General features: G+C 70.8%; 9 protein-coding genes. 5 read left to right on the forward strand and 4 right to left on the reverse strand.

Annotation, left to right across the window (positions count from 1 at the left end):
• Positions 1-54 precede the first annotated feature (54 nt).
• The 3 genes from ADK54_RS24540 to ADK54_RS24550 are packed head-to-tail and all read right to left on the reverse strand — an operon-like array spanning position 55 to position 3,759.
• The gene (locus ADK54_RS24540) at positions 55-537 is read right to left on the reverse strand and encodes a hypothetical protein (protein WP_053727870.1); all 483 of its coding nucleotides are present in this window, start codon (positions 535-537) and stop codon (positions 55-57) included.
• Between the two features lie 43 nt (positions 538-580).
• On the reverse strand, positions 581-2,137 hold the full coding sequence (locus ADK54_RS24545) for a hypothetical protein (RefSeq protein WP_159047884.1): 1,557 nt from the start codon (positions 2,135-2,137) through the stop codon (positions 581-583).
• Positions 2,138-2,163: 26 nt separating this feature from the next.
• Positions 2,164-3,759 (reverse strand): pyridoxal phosphate-dependent decarboxylase family protein, encoded by a 1,596-nt coding sequence (locus ADK54_RS24550; protein WP_159047885.1) that lies wholly within the window; start codon positions 3,757-3,759, stop codon positions 2,164-2,166.
• 1,066 nt (positions 3,760-4,825) lie between these two features.
• Between ADK54_RS24550 and ADK54_RS24555 the strand changes: the two genes are divergently transcribed.
• Positions 4,826-7,906, forward strand: coding sequence for an endo-alpha-N-acetylgalactosaminidase family protein (locus ADK54_RS24555; protein WP_053727873.1), 3,081 nt, complete (start codon positions 4,826-4,828; stop codon positions 7,904-7,906).
• A gap of 622 nt (positions 7,907-8,528) precedes the next feature.
• On the opposite strand, the gene ADK54_RS24560 is transcribed toward ADK54_RS24555, so the two are convergent.
• Entirely contained in the window at positions 8,529-10,307 is a 1,779-nt protein-coding gene (locus ADK54_RS24560; RefSeq protein ID WP_053727874.1) for a glycoside hydrolase family 35 protein, read from the reverse strand.
• A gap of 128 nt (positions 10,308-10,435) precedes the next feature.
• Here ADK54_RS24560 and ADK54_RS24565 point away from each other — a divergent pair, with 128 nt between their 5' ends.
• From ADK54_RS24565 to ADK54_RS24580, 4 genes are all read left to right on the forward strand, one after another.
• Positions 10,436-11,323, forward strand: coding sequence for a helix-turn-helix domain-containing protein (locus ADK54_RS24565; RefSeq protein WP_053727875.1), 888 nt, complete (start codon positions 10,436-10,438; stop codon positions 11,321-11,323).
• A 5-nt stretch (positions 11,324-11,328) separates the two neighbouring features.
• Complete coding sequence (locus ADK54_RS24570; protein WP_053727876.1) at positions 11,329-11,637, forward strand: chorismate mutase; 309 nt, start codon at positions 11,329-11,331, stop codon at positions 11,635-11,637.
• Positions 11,638-11,772: 135 nt separating this feature from the next.
• Positions 11,773-14,262, forward strand: a complete 2,490-nt coding sequence (gene pepN, locus ADK54_RS24575) for an aminopeptidase N (protein WP_053727877.1) — start codon at positions 11,773-11,775, stop codon at positions 14,260-14,262.
• A gap of 170 nt (positions 14,263-14,432) precedes the next feature.
• Positions 14,433-15,761 (forward strand): pyridoxal phosphate-dependent decarboxylase family protein (locus ADK54_RS24580; protein ID WP_053727878.1); only part of this gene is annotated, 1,329 nt, incomplete at its 3' end.

Below are 15,761 nucleotides of genomic sequence, written 5' to 3' on the forward strand. Positions count from 1 at the left end.
CCCACCTTCCTCGTCTCTCGTTTCCCGTTGGGGGGTTTGCTCGTCGGCTGCCGGCTACAGACACATCAGCGCGGGCGACTCGATGTGCAGCGTGCTGAACTCGCCCTCGTACATCTGCACTTCGAGCCGGTACTGGTGGGCCACGCCCGGCGCCAGGTAGGGCACCACGCCGCTCCACACATCCAGCTCGGGGTTGTGCCGCTCCTCGGTGTGCCCGTCGTGGCCGCGCTGTACGGGGGCCTGGCGCTGGGGGGCCTGCGCGGCGGGGGGTGCCTGCCCGTCTTCGTGCCCGCCGTCGGCGTCCGGGCCGAGGAAGGTGATGCTCTTGATCTCGACCGGGGTCTGGAGGTCGACGGCCAGCGCGGACCAGGTGACGACCTGGCCGGGCTTGACGACCGTGACCAGCTCGGGGGTTCCCTGGCCGGTGCTCTGCAACGAACCGTCGTCGATCATGCAGAGGTTCCCGTTGCGCAGGGTGCCGTCCGAGAGCGCCCCGATGACGTCCACGACCACGACGATGTTGACCTTCGGGTTCATCCTCACTCCTGTTCTCGTGTCCTGCCGATGCGCGTGCGTGTCGTCAACCCCGGTCCCGCACCAGCGGCACCTTGCCCACGGCCGTCCGCTCGATCTCCGGCGACGCGTGGGGGACGAACTTGAGCTGGAACCGGTAGCCGGTCTTCTCGACCGACAGCGGGTTCGCCTCGCCCTGGTTGAACAGCGAAAGCGCGCGCGGCACCGCGTTGACGAACACGCTCTGCAGCCCGTACGGGCCGAGCGTGGTGTCCATCCGGTAGGTCAGGCCCGGTACGTCGTCCACCGAGGCGACCAGCGTGATCGTCCGCCCCTCGCGGTGGTTGACGAACTGCACCTCGTGCGCCACCTCGTCCAGGTCCACCGCGGTCGCCGTCCGCAGCTCCTCGCGCAGCGCGTCGTAGGCGCGGGCCGCCGAGTACTGGCTGTCGGCCAGGTGCAGGACGTCACCGGTGCGCCCGGCGAACTCGAACTGCTGGGTCTTCAGGCCGGGCCCGTCCAGGCGGGGCCGCCGGATCATCCGGTCGCCCAGCTTGAGGCGGAGCAGCGGCGCCTCGTGGGCGTGAAGGCGCGTGACGACCAGCTCGCCCTCCTCGCCCTCGCCGACCCAGCGCCCCCGCTCGTCCACGATCTCGACCAGGTGCAGGCCCGGAACGGACGCCAAGTACGGTGATTCGGCACGCAGTTGGAGCCCGATGGTCTCGGCCTGGGTCGCCGCGAAGTAGCTGAGGATCACCAGGTTCGGGTAGACCGCCTGGAGCTCGGCCCGCTTGCGTTGGGCCAGCACCCCGCTGCCGTACAGGGCGACCCGGAAGCTGTCCCGGGCCTCGCGGCTCATGCCCGCGCCCAACTCGCTGAGGATCGCGATGCCCGCGGTGATGCCCATCAGGGCCTTGGGCCCCGGGTAGGAGAACATGTGCTCAAGGACCCCGGCGGTGACCGGACCCGCCCCGATGTAGTTGACGCCCGGCACGTTCTGCAGGACACCGCCCACCATGGTGCCGCTGCTCCACATCTGGTAGTCGGCCAGCGTGGTGTACAGCCACTTGGGGTCGGCGCCCCGCAGGTATTCACCGAGCTGATAGGTGCCCATGAAGTGGCCGGCGATCTCGTACGTGTCCCGCAACTCGCGCAGGGAATACACGATTTCGAGCGGGCGCCCGCCGCTGGTGCCGCCGCTCGCCACTATTTCGAATCCGCCGTGGCCGAGCGGGACGACCATGCCGGGCCGGTCGCCCATGAAGAAGTCGCGCTGGGTGTCCTTGTCGGACAGCGGAACGCGCTGCCATTCCTCGAACGTCGCCGGAGCGCCGGTGACCCCGGCTTCGGTGAGCCGGTCCCGCCACAGCGGATTCAGCAGCGTCGTGTTGACCATTTGCTGAAGCCGGCGCAGCGTCAACGCGTCCTGGACGTCGTGCGCCATCTCGCTGTACGGGCTCTGGCAGACCCGTTCACATTCGCGGATCTTGCTCGCGAACGAGGCGAGATGCGGCACGGCCGCCACGGAATCCGGTTTCAGCTCCCAGTCCGGGATGAGCCAGCCCGCCAGCTCTCCGGCGTCCCCGGGTGCCACCCGGGCCTGCGGCTCGTGCACTGAACTCATGGACGACCCCTTTTCGTTGGTGGTCCTCACCGGCTTCGCTGTGCCTGGCGGAGCAGGTCCTGGCCGACCCGCCGGATTTCGCCGAGCAGCATGCGGAAGTGCTCGGAGGTGACCTGATGGTTCATCATGACCACGCGCAGGGCGGCGACTTCACCCACGTTCACCTTGGAGATGAAGAAGTTGCCCTCGAATTTGATCCGATTCCTGATCTCCACCTGGAAGTCGTGCACATCTGCCTCGTGGAGCCCCGCTGGGCGATAGCGGAAGCACAGGATGTTGGCTTCGGGACGGTGCAGGGTCTCGAAGTCCGGCTCGCCTTCGAGTATGCGGTGGACGTCTCCCGTCAGGCGGCACAGGTACTCGATCTTCTGGGCGAACAGGGCCCTTCCGTGGATGGCCCACAACGTCCAGAGCGGCATGATCATCGGGCGCTTGGTGCATTCGAAGTTCTTCTCGCCGCTGTCGAGCGCGGTATAGATGTCCGGCTCCTCGTCGAACACGTAGCTCGCCTGCTGGCGGAACGCGCCGAGGCTGTTCTCCCTGTTCCGGTAGAACAGCAGCGTGCAGGGCGCGGGCGTGAACATCATTTTGTGCGCGTCCCACGTCAGGGAATCCACCTGCTCGACGCCCCGCAGTTTGTGCCGCAGTTCGTCCGACACCAGCAGGCTCGCGCCGTGCGCGCCGTCGACGTGCAGCCACAGGTCCCGCTCGCGGGCCAGACCCGCGAGTTCGTCCAGCGGGTCGAAGGCGCCGACCGGCGTGGTGCCCGCCGAGGCGACCAGGCAGAACACCTTCAGGCCGCGCCGCTCGGCCGCGTCCAGGACCGGGCGGGCCCGCTCCACACAGATCTGGTGCCGCTCGTTCAGCGGGAGCCGCACGATCTGGGCGTCGCCGATGCCCATCACCCCGGCCGCCCGCGCCACGCTGTAGTGGACGTCGTCGCCGACCGCGATGGCGGGCCTGAGCTGCCCCATCAGACCCGCCCCGCCCTGCGACCAGTACCCGGGGAAGGCCTTGTTGCGGGCCGAGAGCAGCGCGGTGAGGTTGGCGAGCGAGCCCCCGGAGGTGGTCACCATCGCGAAGCTGTCCGGGTCCCAGCCGATGAAGGCGTTCAGCTCCTCGGCCATGATCCGCTCGGCCACGTTGGGGAGTTGGGCGGCCTCGTAGAACGAGGAAGGCTGGTTGACGACCGAGCTCACGAAGTCGATGACCCCGGACAGCGGCACGACACCCGAGAACTGGCGCCCCATGTATCCGGGCGAATGCACCTGGATCCCGGTCTTGATGTACAGGTCGACGATCGCGGCCAGCTTGTTCTCGTCGAACGCCGCGATCTGTTCGCTCTCCGTGGTCATCAGGGCCCTGGCCGCGTCGATGAGGATCGCGGGATCGGTCAGGTCGAGCCCCCTGATCGAGAGGTCGGCCAGGTGTTTCTCCAGCTTGGCGACGACCGTCTCGGACTGTTCACGGAAGAGCTGGGCGTCGAACGCCTCCAATAATAATCCACTTTCGAGCGTTCCTGTCGCTTGAGGCGGCGAGGCAGCGGTCCCCGCCTGGGCGGAGAACGGCTCCGTGCCGTCGTGCCGCACACCGAAAGGGTTCTCCGACCGGTATTCCGTCAACGGGATCTCCTCTGAAGAATGTGGCGCGTCCGGGCATGGCGGTGTCCAGAGGCTGCCGAGGCAATCGGGAAAGGTCCGGGGAAAGGGCCCGGCACACCTGGTCGAGGCGCGATGGTGGCCCTGGGCACGGAACGGCCCGCAGGGGTGACGCGGGCCCGCGTCCGCCATGGCACGCAGGGAGGGAAGAAAAGATCGGCAAAACCGCGGGAAGGAATTCATCCGGGCCGCTCCCGCACGGGCCAGCACGTGTCAACGAAATGGCCGCCGACATCCCGGCGAATTTCTCATGAACGCTTACGGGGCCGGAAGTTCACTCACTCGTCATGCTCGCCGGCCGGGGCCGCCCTCGTCCGGGTTCCGTGGAATGTGGCCCCGCCGGCATCTGTTCGTCGTGAGCGGGCTCGTAGTGAAGAGACGCGTAGCGAAGAGACGCGTGGTGAAGAGGCCGGCCCGGCCCGATGTCCCCGTTCTGTGATACCTGTCAGTACGGCGGTCCTGAACTCCGCGCCACAGTCCGGCGCACCGTGCGACGCCCGCATCCATACCGTTCCGTTTCACCCGCACCATCGGCGTTCCGCCCCCTCTTGCTCCCCGAAGGCGAAGAACTCCACGACCATGGTGCCGAGCCCCTATTCGGCCAAGCACGCGACGGCCCGCCGCGCGCTTGCTTTCGATCATGGCCAGCGCTTCGCAGGAACAACAGTAGGGGCTCACATTCGGTAGCCGAACCATTCCGGAGAGTCTGTCCGAAAAGAAACAAGAGGCCCCCTGCCGACCGGCACCCTTTTCGGACAGCACGCTTTCCGCAATTCGCGGGCGGGCGCCACGGGCAACAGGCGATTCATCCATTGGCATAGACCAGGGGCAGATCCTTTCTGCCATTGAGTACGGTCGCCGGCCCGCCACCGCTGCGGCCGGTAAGCGCCAACCGGGCCGTGCGGGCCCCACTCCCACCCGCCACCGGAACCCGTTAGTCCAACACTTCCCACTCCTTTGTCCATGGGCGCACCCGCACCGCGCGGCACATCGTGACCCGCACCGGAAGCCGCCACGACAAGGAGCGAGCGTGAACGCCGAACAGCACGGGCCGAAGCGGAGGACAGTGGTCGCGGCCACCGCCCTGGCAGGCGCCGGAGCCGCCCTGGGCATCCCCTCGACGGCGCTCGCCGCAGCGCACCCGGCGGGGGAGACGGTGCTGCGCTCCGCCGCACTCGACGTCCGCGTCGACACCGCGTTCCCGCGCGTCGTGACGTACACCGACCGCGCCACCGGCGCCGTGCTGCACGGCCAGGAGGACCCCGTCACCGACGTCCTCATCGACGGCGTCCCGCACACCCCCCAGGTGACCGCGCACCCCGGCCGGGACCGCATCGCCTACACGCTCGCCTTCGACGGCGGCACCGAGATCGCCGTGGAGATCCGGGTCACCGACCACCGCGTCGACTGGCGGGTCACCCGCATCGACGACACCGCCGCCCTGCGCGTCGGCACCCTCCAGATCCCCGGCCTCGCCCTGCTCTCCGTACGCAGCGACCAGCCGGGCGCCCAACTCCTCGCCGCCCAGCTCCAGTTGGACAAGGCCAAGAGCGGCGACACCCTCGTCACACCCACCGCCACCACCGCCCCGGACGCGCGCCCCACCGGCTGCGCCTACGCGGTCCTCGCCCACCACGCGCTCGGCGGCGCCATCGAGACCAACACCGTCTACGACAATCCCGCCGCCACCCCCGGAGCCACCTGGGAGAACGGCCGGCTGTGGCGCCAGACCCTCAAGAAGGACGGCTACGTCAAGGCCCAGCTGGTGCCGGGCCAGTGGACCCACCGCGCCGCGACCGCGCCGACCGGCGCCACCGAGCCCCTCCCGTACGCCACCGTCGTCGTCACCGGCGACCGGGGCGGCGACGGCGTCGTCGACTGGCAGGACGCCGCCATCGCGTTCCGCGACATCATGGCCACCCCGCTCGGCGCCGACGACCAGCACCTCCGCGTCGTCGCGCACATCCCCTTCAACTTCGCATCGCAAGCCACCAACCCGTTCCTGGCCACCCTCGACAACGTCAAACGGATCTCGCTGGCCACCGACGGACTGCGCCAGTACACCCTGCTCAAGGGCTACCAGTCGGAGGGCCACGACTCCGCCCACCCCGACTACGCGGGCAACTACAACCAGCGCGCGGGCGGCCTCGCCGACCTCAACTCCCTGGTCCGGGAGGGCAAGAAGTGGAACAGCGACTTCGCCGTCCACGTCAACGCCACCGAGTCCTACCCCGTCGCCAACGCCTTCTCCGAGACCCTGGTCGACAAGAACAACCGGCAATGGGACTGGCTCGACCAGTCCTACCGCATCGACCAGCGCCGAGACCTCGTCTCCGGCGACATCATCAAGCGCTTCGCCGACCTGCGCCGCGACACCGACCACGGACTCGACGCGATCTACCTCGACGTGTTCCGCGAATCCGGCTGGACCTCCGACCGCCTCCAGCGCGCCCTGCGCGACCAGGGCTGGCTCGTCGCCTCCGAATGGGGTCACGGCCTGGAACGCTCCTCCCTGTGGTCGCACTGGGCGAACGAGACGGACTACGGGCCCGACACCTCGCGCGGCATCAACTCCCAGCTCATCCGCTTCGTCCGGCACCACCAGAAGGACGTCTTCGCCAACAAGTGGCCCACCCTGCTCGGCCACGCCCACATGGGCAACTTCGAGGGCTGGACCGGCAAGACCGACTGGAAGACGTTCTACGACCTGATCTGGACGGAGTCGCTGCCCGCCAAATACCTCCAGGCCCACCCCATCGAGCGCTGGACCGACCACGAGGTCACCTTCGCCGGCTCCACCCGCACCTCGGTCTCCGACGCGGCGGGCGCCCGCCGCATCACCACCGACGGCCGCCTCGTGTACGACGCCGGCACCTACCTCCTGCCGTGGGAACCCCGCAACGCCACCGACCCCGCCAAGCTCTACCACTACAACCCCGGTGGCGGGACGAGCAGTTGGCGCCTGCCGCGCGGCTGGACGGGCCTGCGCAGGGCGTTCCTGTACCGGCTGACCGACCAGGGCCGGGCGTACGTCGGTGACCTCCCGGTCCGGGCGGGCGGCATCACGATCCCGGACGCGGTCGCGGGGCAGCCGTACGTGGTGTACCGGGAACGGGCGCGTGCCCAAGGGGACCCGGCCTGGGGTCAGTTCACCCCCGTCCACGACCCCGGGTTCAACTCCGGCACTCTTGAGGGCTGGCAGGTGACCGGCACGGCGAAGGTGGCCCGCAGCCCGCTCGGCGACTACGAACTGGTCCTGCCTGCAGGGGGCGCGGCCACGGTCAGCCAGCGCCTGGCCCGCCTCGCGCCCGGCACGTACTCCGCGTCCGTCCAGGTCGAGGTCGGCGAGCAGCCCGGGCAGCGGCGCCGGGCCGCCCTCGACATCCGCACCGCCGACGGCGTCACCGCCACCAACTGGACCGACGCCTCCACCGCGGGCAACTACGTGGCCGCCGACCGCAAGCACGACACCCGCTTCCAGCGCATGTCCGTCCCCTTCACGGTCCCGGCAGGCGGCGGCCCGGTCACCCTGACGCTCCGCGCCGACGACGGGCCGGCACGGATCCGCTTCGACAACGTACGAGTGGTACGGACCGAGGTGACGGTACGGCCGGGCACACTCGCCCACGAGGACTTCGAGAACGTCCCGTCCGGCTGGGGCGTCTTCGTGAAGGGCGACGCGGGCGGCTCCACCGACCCGCGCACCCACATCGCCCAACGCCACGCCCCGTTCACCCGGCGCGGCTGGAACGGCAAGGCGATCGACGACGTGGTCGACGGCACTCAGTCGCTGAAATCGCGGGGCGAGAACGAGGGGCTGGTCTACCGCACGGTGGACCACACGGTCCGCTTCCTGCCGGGGCGCCGGTACCGGGTGTCCTTCCGGTACGAGAACGAGAAGGCGGGGCAGTACGCGTGGGTCACGGGGGTGGACGAGCCGACGCCGCGCGAGCTGACCCGGGTCGCGCTTCCCGTGGCCCCGGAACCCGCCCTGTTCACCTACGAGTTCACCGCGCCGGCGGTGGGGGCGGCCTGGGTGGGCCTGAGGAAGGTGGGGGACGACGGGGCGGCGGAGGTGGCACTGGACACGTTCGAAACGAGGGAGGTCTAGCCCCGCCCCGTCCCCAGACCCGCCGGGAGTGAAGGACCCCCTGGGGCTCCGCCCCAGACCCCGTTCGCGCCTCAAGGGCGCTCGTCCTCAATCTCCCCCAAGGCCTCAAGGGCCAGGGGGGACCCCCATGACGGGCTAAAAATACCGGTGCTGGCCAGGGTCGATGCTGCCAGGGGCGCGGGGCTGTGACATGAGCGGCTCCGCCGCGTGGGCGCGACTGGTGGTGCTGGGTGTCCTACAGGGGCGCGGGGAACTGCGCGAGCAACCACGCACGGTCCGCAGGCTGATGGGCGTCGGGGTTCGGGGCGCAGGCCCGAGGGGCCGCACCGCACCCGGCCAGGGCGCGGCGGGCTGCGCGAGCCGGCACCCACGGCCCGCGGCCGGCAGCGTGCCCGACCCCGCCGCCCAAGCCGCGCGCACCCTGCAAGTGATCAGGGATTCGCGGGAGCATGGCCGCATGAGCGACAACCACAGCACCGAGACGCACCCCCACAGCCACCAGGAGAGCTTCTCTCCCTGGCCGCCCAGTGGGGCCGATCTTCCGGACTACCCCGTGACGCGGCGCCCCGCCCACACGCCGTCGTGGGCCCACCCCGACTCGGCCGTCCCACCCCCGGAGGGTCTAGGGAAGGGGCGGGGTGGGGGATGAACCCAGGATGACCGCCTCACCCGCGCTGTCCAGCTCAAGCACCCACACCTCGTTCGACCCCGCCCGCAGCACCGCCCCCGGCACGTACAGGCCCCGCTGCGGCCCCACCCCCCAGTACCGTCCCAGGCAGAACCCGTTCACCCATGCGAACCCCCGTCCCCAGTAAGGGAGTTGAAGCCAGGCGTAGGAGGCGGCCGTCCCCGGCGGCAGGTCGAGGCCGCCCCGGTACAGGCCCGGAGCGCCGGACGCCGCCGGTGTACGGAAGGGCACCTTCCGCACCCCCTCCGGCGAGGCGAACGCGTCCAGGCGGAGCCCCCGCGCCCGCACCCCGTGCAGATACTGCCGCTCATGCAGCACCCCGCCGGTGATCCCCTTCGGTTCCCCGCTGCGGGGCCCGTAGTTGACCCGGCCGAGCGACTCCACCCACAACTCGACCTCCGCGCCCCCCGGGACCGGGTCCGGCAGCGTCGCGTCCTCGGTGTCCAGGACCCCGGCCCGCGCCCCGTCGACGTACACCGTCGCCACATCGCGCAGCCCGAGCACGCCGAGCGGATACGGCTGCCGAGGCCCGGGCACGTCGAGGCGGTAGCGGACGAGACCCCGGTCCACGTCCAGCTCCTCGAACGTCGGCGGGACCGAGGACTCGCTCTCCTCCCCGCCCAGCACGTCCAGGACGTCCGACAGGGGCGCCCACTCGCCGACATCAGCCGTGAAAACCCCCGCCAACTCGACCGGTTCCGGCGGGAGTTCGGGCAGCGGGCCGTCCTGGTACCCCGCAAGCACCTCACGGAAGCGCCAGAACTTTTCCGTCGGCCGGCCCGCCTCGTCGATCGGCGCGTCGTAGTCGTACGACGTCGCCGTCGGCTCCAGCGCGCCCACGTGCAGGTCACCCGCCCGGTTCGCGCCCGACCAGCCCGCGAAGTTGGTGCCGCCGTGCGCCATGTAGATGTTGACCGACGCCCCGCACTCCAGGATCTCCCGCAGGGTCGCCGCCGCGTCCACCGCGTCCCGCACCACATGGTCCGCGCCCCAGTGGTCGAACCAGCCGCACCAGAACTCCATGCACATCAACGGCCCGGAGGGCTGGTGGCGGCGCAGGACCGCGAAACCCTCGCGGGCATCGCTGCCGAAGTTCGCCGTGGCCAGGACGCCGGGCAGTGAGCCGCCGGTCAGCATGTGGTCCTCCGGCCCGTCCGAGGTGAACAGCGGCACGGTGACGCCGCACTCGTGCAGCAGGTCGGCGAGGTGACGCAGATAGCCCCGGTCGCTGCCGTAACTGCCGTACTCGTTCTCCACCTGCACCATGAGCACCGGCCCGCCCCGGTCGAGCTGGCGCTCGGCGACCTGGGGGAGCAGCCTGCGGAACCAGCGGTTCACATGGACCAGGTACTCCGCGTCGTCCGTCCGCACCCGGCGTCCGAGCCGGCCCGTCAGCCAGTGCGGAAGCCCCCCGTTCTCCCACTCGGCACAGATGTAGGGCCCGGGACGGACGATCGCCCACAGGCCGGCCTCGTGCGCCGCGTCCAGGAAGCGGCCGAGCGCCCCCACATCCTCGTAACGGCCCAGGAACGGCTCGTGCAGGTTCCACGGCACGTACGTCTCGACGCAGTTCAGACCCATCGCCCGCAGCATCGCGAGCCGGTGCCCCCACTGCGCCTCGTGCACCCGGAAATAGTGCAGCGCACCCGACAGGAGCCGCACCGGCCGCCCGTCGAGCAGAAAGTCCTCGTCCCCCACGGTGAAGTCGCCCACCGGCCGGCCCGCCCATCTCTCTCGATCACTGTGCCGGGCCACTCTTGCCCCTGGCGCGGCGGGGGTCCATGGACAAAGATCGGCGCTGATTGGACGCAAGGGGGAAGCGGGAGGAAGCGGAAACCGGCATGTATCACACCTGGATGCGGTATTTCACCCCGAGTCCGGCCCACCACCGGCTCGGCCTGGTCTGCCTGGGGGTGGGACTCCAGCACGGCACGCTGCCCACCGTCGGGCCCCGCACCCTCGACCACCACGTCGCCGTCGTCATCGGCGCGGGCGGCGGCTGGTTCCGCGGCCCCGACGGCCGCAGGGTCCCCGTCACCGCGCCCGCCCTGATCTGGCTCACCCCCGGCGTGCCCCACCACTACGGGCCCGACCCCGCCACCGGCTGGGACGAATCCTTCGTCGACTTCACCGGGCCCGCCGCCGCCACCTACACCGAACTCGGCTACATCGAACCCGACCGGCCCGTCGTACCGCTCAGCGACACCGTGGGCGCCCGGGCCGCCGTCGCCCGCATCGCCAGGGCCGCCCGCCGCGGCAACCCGCTCCTGGAGGTCGAGACCGCGGCCGCCGTCCACGAACTGCTCGTCGCGCTGCGCCGCGCCCGCGCCGACGTCGCCCCCGACGGCGACCCCGTCCTCGACGCCCTCGCCCGCGACGCCTTCCAGCCCCTGTCGGTGGCCGAACACGCCTCCCGGCACGGCATGACCCCCGCCGAACTGCGCACAGCCGTGCGCCGGGCCGCCGGCTGCAGCCCCAAGGACTACCTCCTCGGGATCCGCCTCGGCCGCGCCAAAGAACTCCTCGCCGCGACAGAACTGCCGGTCGCGGCCGTCGCCCGCCGCGTCGGCTACGACGACCCCGCCTACTTCTCCCGCCTGTTCACCCGCCGCGTCGGCATCGCACCCGTACGCTTCCGCGAACAGCAGAGCCGGTCCGTACCCGGCGGCTGGAGCCGGCAGATCCCGGATCCTGAACACCCGCCCACGATCGCGGGCCACGCCACGTAAGCTCGATGACCATGACCACGATCGACCCCTCCGTGCAGGCAGAGCTGTCCCGGCTCCGCGACAGCATCGACAACATCGACGCGGCTGTCGTGCACATGCTGGCCGAGCGCTTCAAATGCACCCAGCAGGTGGGCCACCTCAAGGCCGAACACAAACTCCCCCCGGCCGACCCCTCGCGCGAAGCCGAACAGATCGCCCGGCTGCGCAGCCTCGCCGAGAACGCCAAACTCGACCCGGCCTTCGCCGAGAAGCTCCTGGGCTTCATCATCGCCGAGGTCATCAGGCACCACGAGACCATCGCCAAGTCCGCCTGACCGCCGCGGCCCGGCTCGCCACCCGCACCACCCCAGAGCCCGCACCCGAACCCCGCGGATCGGACGCCGGCTCCGGCACCGCGCGAGCCCCGCCGCCCCTGTGCTCACCCGTCCCCTTCGGGCAGCATGGGCCCCATGTCCGTACTGACGCGCGACGAAGCGCAGACCCGAGCCCAGTTCCTCGACGTACAGCGCTACCGCATCGAACTCGACCTGACCACCGGCGGCGAGGACACCTTCACGTCCCGCACCGTCATCCACTTCACCGCACGCACCGCCGGGGACACCTTCGTCGAGGTCAAGCCCGCCGTCCTGCGCTCGGTCACCCTCGACGGGCAGCCCCTGGACCCCGAGGCCCTCGCCGGGAACCGCCTCGCCCTGACCCACCTCACCGCGGGCCCCCACGAACTGCACGTCGACGCCGTCATGAACTACTCGCACACCGGCGAAGGACTGCACCGCTTCACCGACCCCGCCGACGGCGAGACCTACACCTACACCCAGCTGTTCATGGAAGACGTCCAGCGCGTCTTCGCCGCCTTCGACCAGCCCGACCTCAAAGCCGCCTTCGACCTCACCGTCAAGGCCCCCGACGGCTGGAAAGTCCTCGCCAACGGCATCACCGAACAGCAGGACGACGGCCGGTGGAAAGCCGCCACCACCCCCCTCATCTCCACCTACCTCGTCGCCCTCGCCGCCGGCCCCTGGCACTCGGTGACCACCGAACACGCAGGGCTCCCCTTCGGCCTGCACTGCCGCCGCTCCCTCGCCCCCCACCTCGACGCCGACGCCGACGAACTCTTCGAGATCACCCGGCAGTGCTACGACCGCTACCACGAGAAGTTCGACGAGCCCTACCCCTTCGACTCCTACGACCAGGCCTTCGTCCCCGAATTCAACGCGGGCGCCATGGAGAACCCCGGACTCGTCACCTTCCGCGACGAGTTCGTCTACCGCTCCGCCGTCACCGACACCGAACGCCAGACCCGCGCCATGGTCGTCGCCCACGAAATGGCCCACATGTGGTTCGGCGACCTCGTCACCCTCCAATGGTGGGACGACATCTGGCTGAACGAGTCCTTCGCCGAATACATGGGCTACCAGACCCTCACCGAAGCGACCCGCTTCACCGACACCTGGGTCGACTTCGGCATCGTCCGCAAGGCCTGGGGCTACGACGCCGACCAGCGGCCCACCACCCACCCCGTCGCCCCCGCACCCGAAGCCGTCCCCGACACCGCCTCCGCGATGCTCAACTTCGACGGCATCTCCTACGCCAAGGGCGCCTCGGCGCTGCGCCAACTCGTCGCCTGGCTCGGCGAGAAGGACTTCCTCGCCGGCATCAACACCCACTTCAACCGGCACAAGTTCGCCAACGCCACCCTCGCCGACTTCATCGACTCCCTCGCCTCCGCCACCGACCGCGACGTCCACGCCTGGGCCCGGCAATGGCTCGGCACCACCGGAGTCGACACCCTCACCCCCACCGTCACCGAAGCCGACGGCAACTGGCACCTCACCGTCACCCAGCACGGCGAGCGCCCCCACCGCCTCACCGTCGGCGCCTACGACCGCGACCTGAACGACGGCCGCCACCTCGTCCTGCGCGAACGCTTCGACATCGACGTACCCCAAGGCGAATCAGCCACCGCACGCCCAGGCCGACGCCCCGCCCTCCTCGTCCTCAACGACCAGGACCTCACCTACGCCAAGGTCCGCCTCGACGAAACGTCCGCCGAAACCGCACTGCGCTCCCTGTCCGGCGTACCCGACGCACTCACCCGCGCCGTCCTGTGGAACACCCTGCGCGACATGGTCCGCGACGGCGAACTCGAACCCGCCGCCTACCTGGAGACCGCCCGCGCCCACCTCGCCGAAGAAGCCGACCTTGCCGTCGTCCAGGGCGTCCTCACCTTCGCCGCCCACATCACCGACCGCTACCTGCCCGCCGGCGAACGCCCCACCGCCCTCGCCCTCCTCACCGACCTCACCCGCGCCCTCATGCGCCGCACCGAGGACGGCAGCAACCCCGGCCTGCGCCTCACCGCCGTACGCCACTTCATCGACGCCGCGGCCCAACCCGACACCATCCGCGGCTGGCTCGACGAAGGCAGCGTCCCCGGCGGCCCCGAACTCGACCCCGAACTGCGCTGGCGCATCCTCACCCGCCTCGCCGTCCTCGGCGCCACCGACGAGCAGGAAATCGCGGCCGCCCTCACCGCCGACCCCAGCGCCACCGGCGAAGAAGGCGCCGCCCGCTGCCGCGCCGCCCTGCCCACCCCCGCCGCCAAAGAAGCCGCCTGGACCGCCATGTTCCAGAGCGACACCCTGTCCAACTACCTGTTCACCGCCACCGCCCAAGGCTTCTGGCAACCCGAACAGGCCGACATCCTCCAGCCGTACGTTGCCCGCTACTACCAGGACGCCGTCCCCCTCGCCAACCGCCGAGGCCCCGCCATCGCCGAAGCCGCCGGCCGCTACGCCTTCCCCATGCCCGTCGTCGACGCGGACGCCGTCCACCTCGGCGAAACCTGCCTCGACCAGGCCGACCTCCTGCCCGCCCTGCGCCGCAAACTCGCCGACCAGGTCGACGACCTGCGCCGCGCCCTGACCGTACGCGGCTGAACCACCGGGGCGAGCCCGGGGAGCGGGCCATAGCAGCAATCGCCCGCCCCAACTCGCGCCCACCGTAAGGCAATACCACTTTCGGGTAGAGATCGTCGTGAACGGCGGCTGCACCAGCAGACACGGGACCACGCTGGTGCAGCCGCTGCCCACACACCCGAAGGAACCCCATGCACAGCCCGCCCCTCGCCGGAGGCACCGCAGGGCCCGCGGCCCTGCGCCCCCTCCTCGACGTCGTACTCGACGCCCTGACCCAAGGGGCGAAAACCCGAGGCGGCCCGCTGCCCCGAGGCGGCCCCCACACCGTCGCCCGCCGCGTCCACGACGCCGCCCACGACATCCTCCCCACCCACGGCACCGGCGCCGAAGGAGCCCTCAACACCGTCGTACGCACCCTCGCCGAAGGCGCCGCGGACCCCGCCGAACCGAACTGTGCCGCCCACCTCCACACCCCGCCCCTCGCCCTCGCGGCCGCCGCCGACCTCGCGGCATCGGCCCTCAACCCCTCCATGGACTCCTGGGACCAGGCCCCCGCCGCCTCCGCACTCGAAGCACTCGTCACCCGCACCCTCGGCCAGGAAATCTGGCCCCACGGCGACGCACTCATCACCACCGGCGGCACCGAGTCCAACCAGCTCGCCCTCCTCCTCGCCCGCGAACACCACGGCCCCGTCCAAGTCGTGTGCGGCGCCCACACCCACCACTCCATCCACCGCGCCGCCTGGCTCCTCGGCCTGCCCGAACCCGTCGTCGTACCCGCCCCCACCGGCACCACCGACCTCGCCGCCCTCGACGACGCCCTCACCCACCTCCACCACCCCCTCCTCGTCGTCGCCACCGCCGGCACCACCGACACCGGCGCCATCGACCCCCTGCCCGCCATCGCCGACCTCTGCGCCACCCACCACGCCCTTCTCCACGTGGACGCCGCCTACGGCGGACCCCTCCTGTTCAGCGACCAGCACCGACACCGGCTCGCAGGCATCGAGCACGCCCACACCGTCACCCTCGACCTGCACAAACTCGGCTGGCAACCCGCCGCCGCCGGCCTCCTCGCCGTCGCCGACCCCCACCACCTCACCCCCCTCGGCCACACCGCCGACTACCTCAACCCCGACGACGACACCGACGCCGGCCTCCCCGACCTCCTCGGCCGCTCCCTGCGCACCACCCGCCGCCCCGACGTCCTCAAAATCGCCGTCACCCTCCGAGCCCTCGGCCGGGACGGCCTCGCCCACCTCGTCGACCGCGTCTGCGCAGCCGCCCGCGAACTGGCCCAACTCATCGACGAGCACTCCCAGTTGGAGCTCTACGCACACCCCGCCATCTCCACCGTCCTCTTCCGCCCCCAGGGCGCCACCGACGACGCCGTCGCCCACATCCGCCGCACCCTGCTCACCAACGGCACCGCCGTCCTCGGCCGCGCCCGCGCCGACGGCCGCCTCTGGCTCAAAGCCACCCTCCTCAACCCCCACCTCACCCCCCACGACCTGCACACC

Source organism: Streptomyces sp. WM6378, assembly GCF_001279695.1.
Lineage (GTDB): Bacteria > Actinomycetota > Actinomycetes > Streptomycetales > Streptomycetaceae > Streptomyces.

Bases quoted from the DNA above. Each gene is read 5' to 3' on its own strand.
- ADK54_RS24540 (WP_053727870.1), bottom strand. From the start codon at position 537: ATGAACCCGAAGGTCAACATCGTCGTGGTCGTGGACGTCATCGGGGCG.
- ADK54_RS24545 (WP_159047884.1), bottom strand. From the start codon at position 2,137: ATGAGTTCAGTGCACGAGCCGCAGGCCCGGGTGGCACCCGGGGACGCC.
- ADK54_RS24565 (WP_053727875.1), top strand. From the start codon at position 10,436: ATGTATCACACCTGGATGCGGTATTTCACCCCGAGTCCGGCCCACCAC.
- ADK54_RS24570 (WP_053727876.1), top strand. From the start codon at position 11,329: ATGACCATGACCACGATCGACCCCTCCGTGCAGGCAGAGCTGTCCCGG.
- pepN (WP_053727877.1), top strand. From the start codon at position 11,773: ATGTCCGTACTGACGCGCGACGAAGCGCAGACCCGAGCCCAGTTCCTC.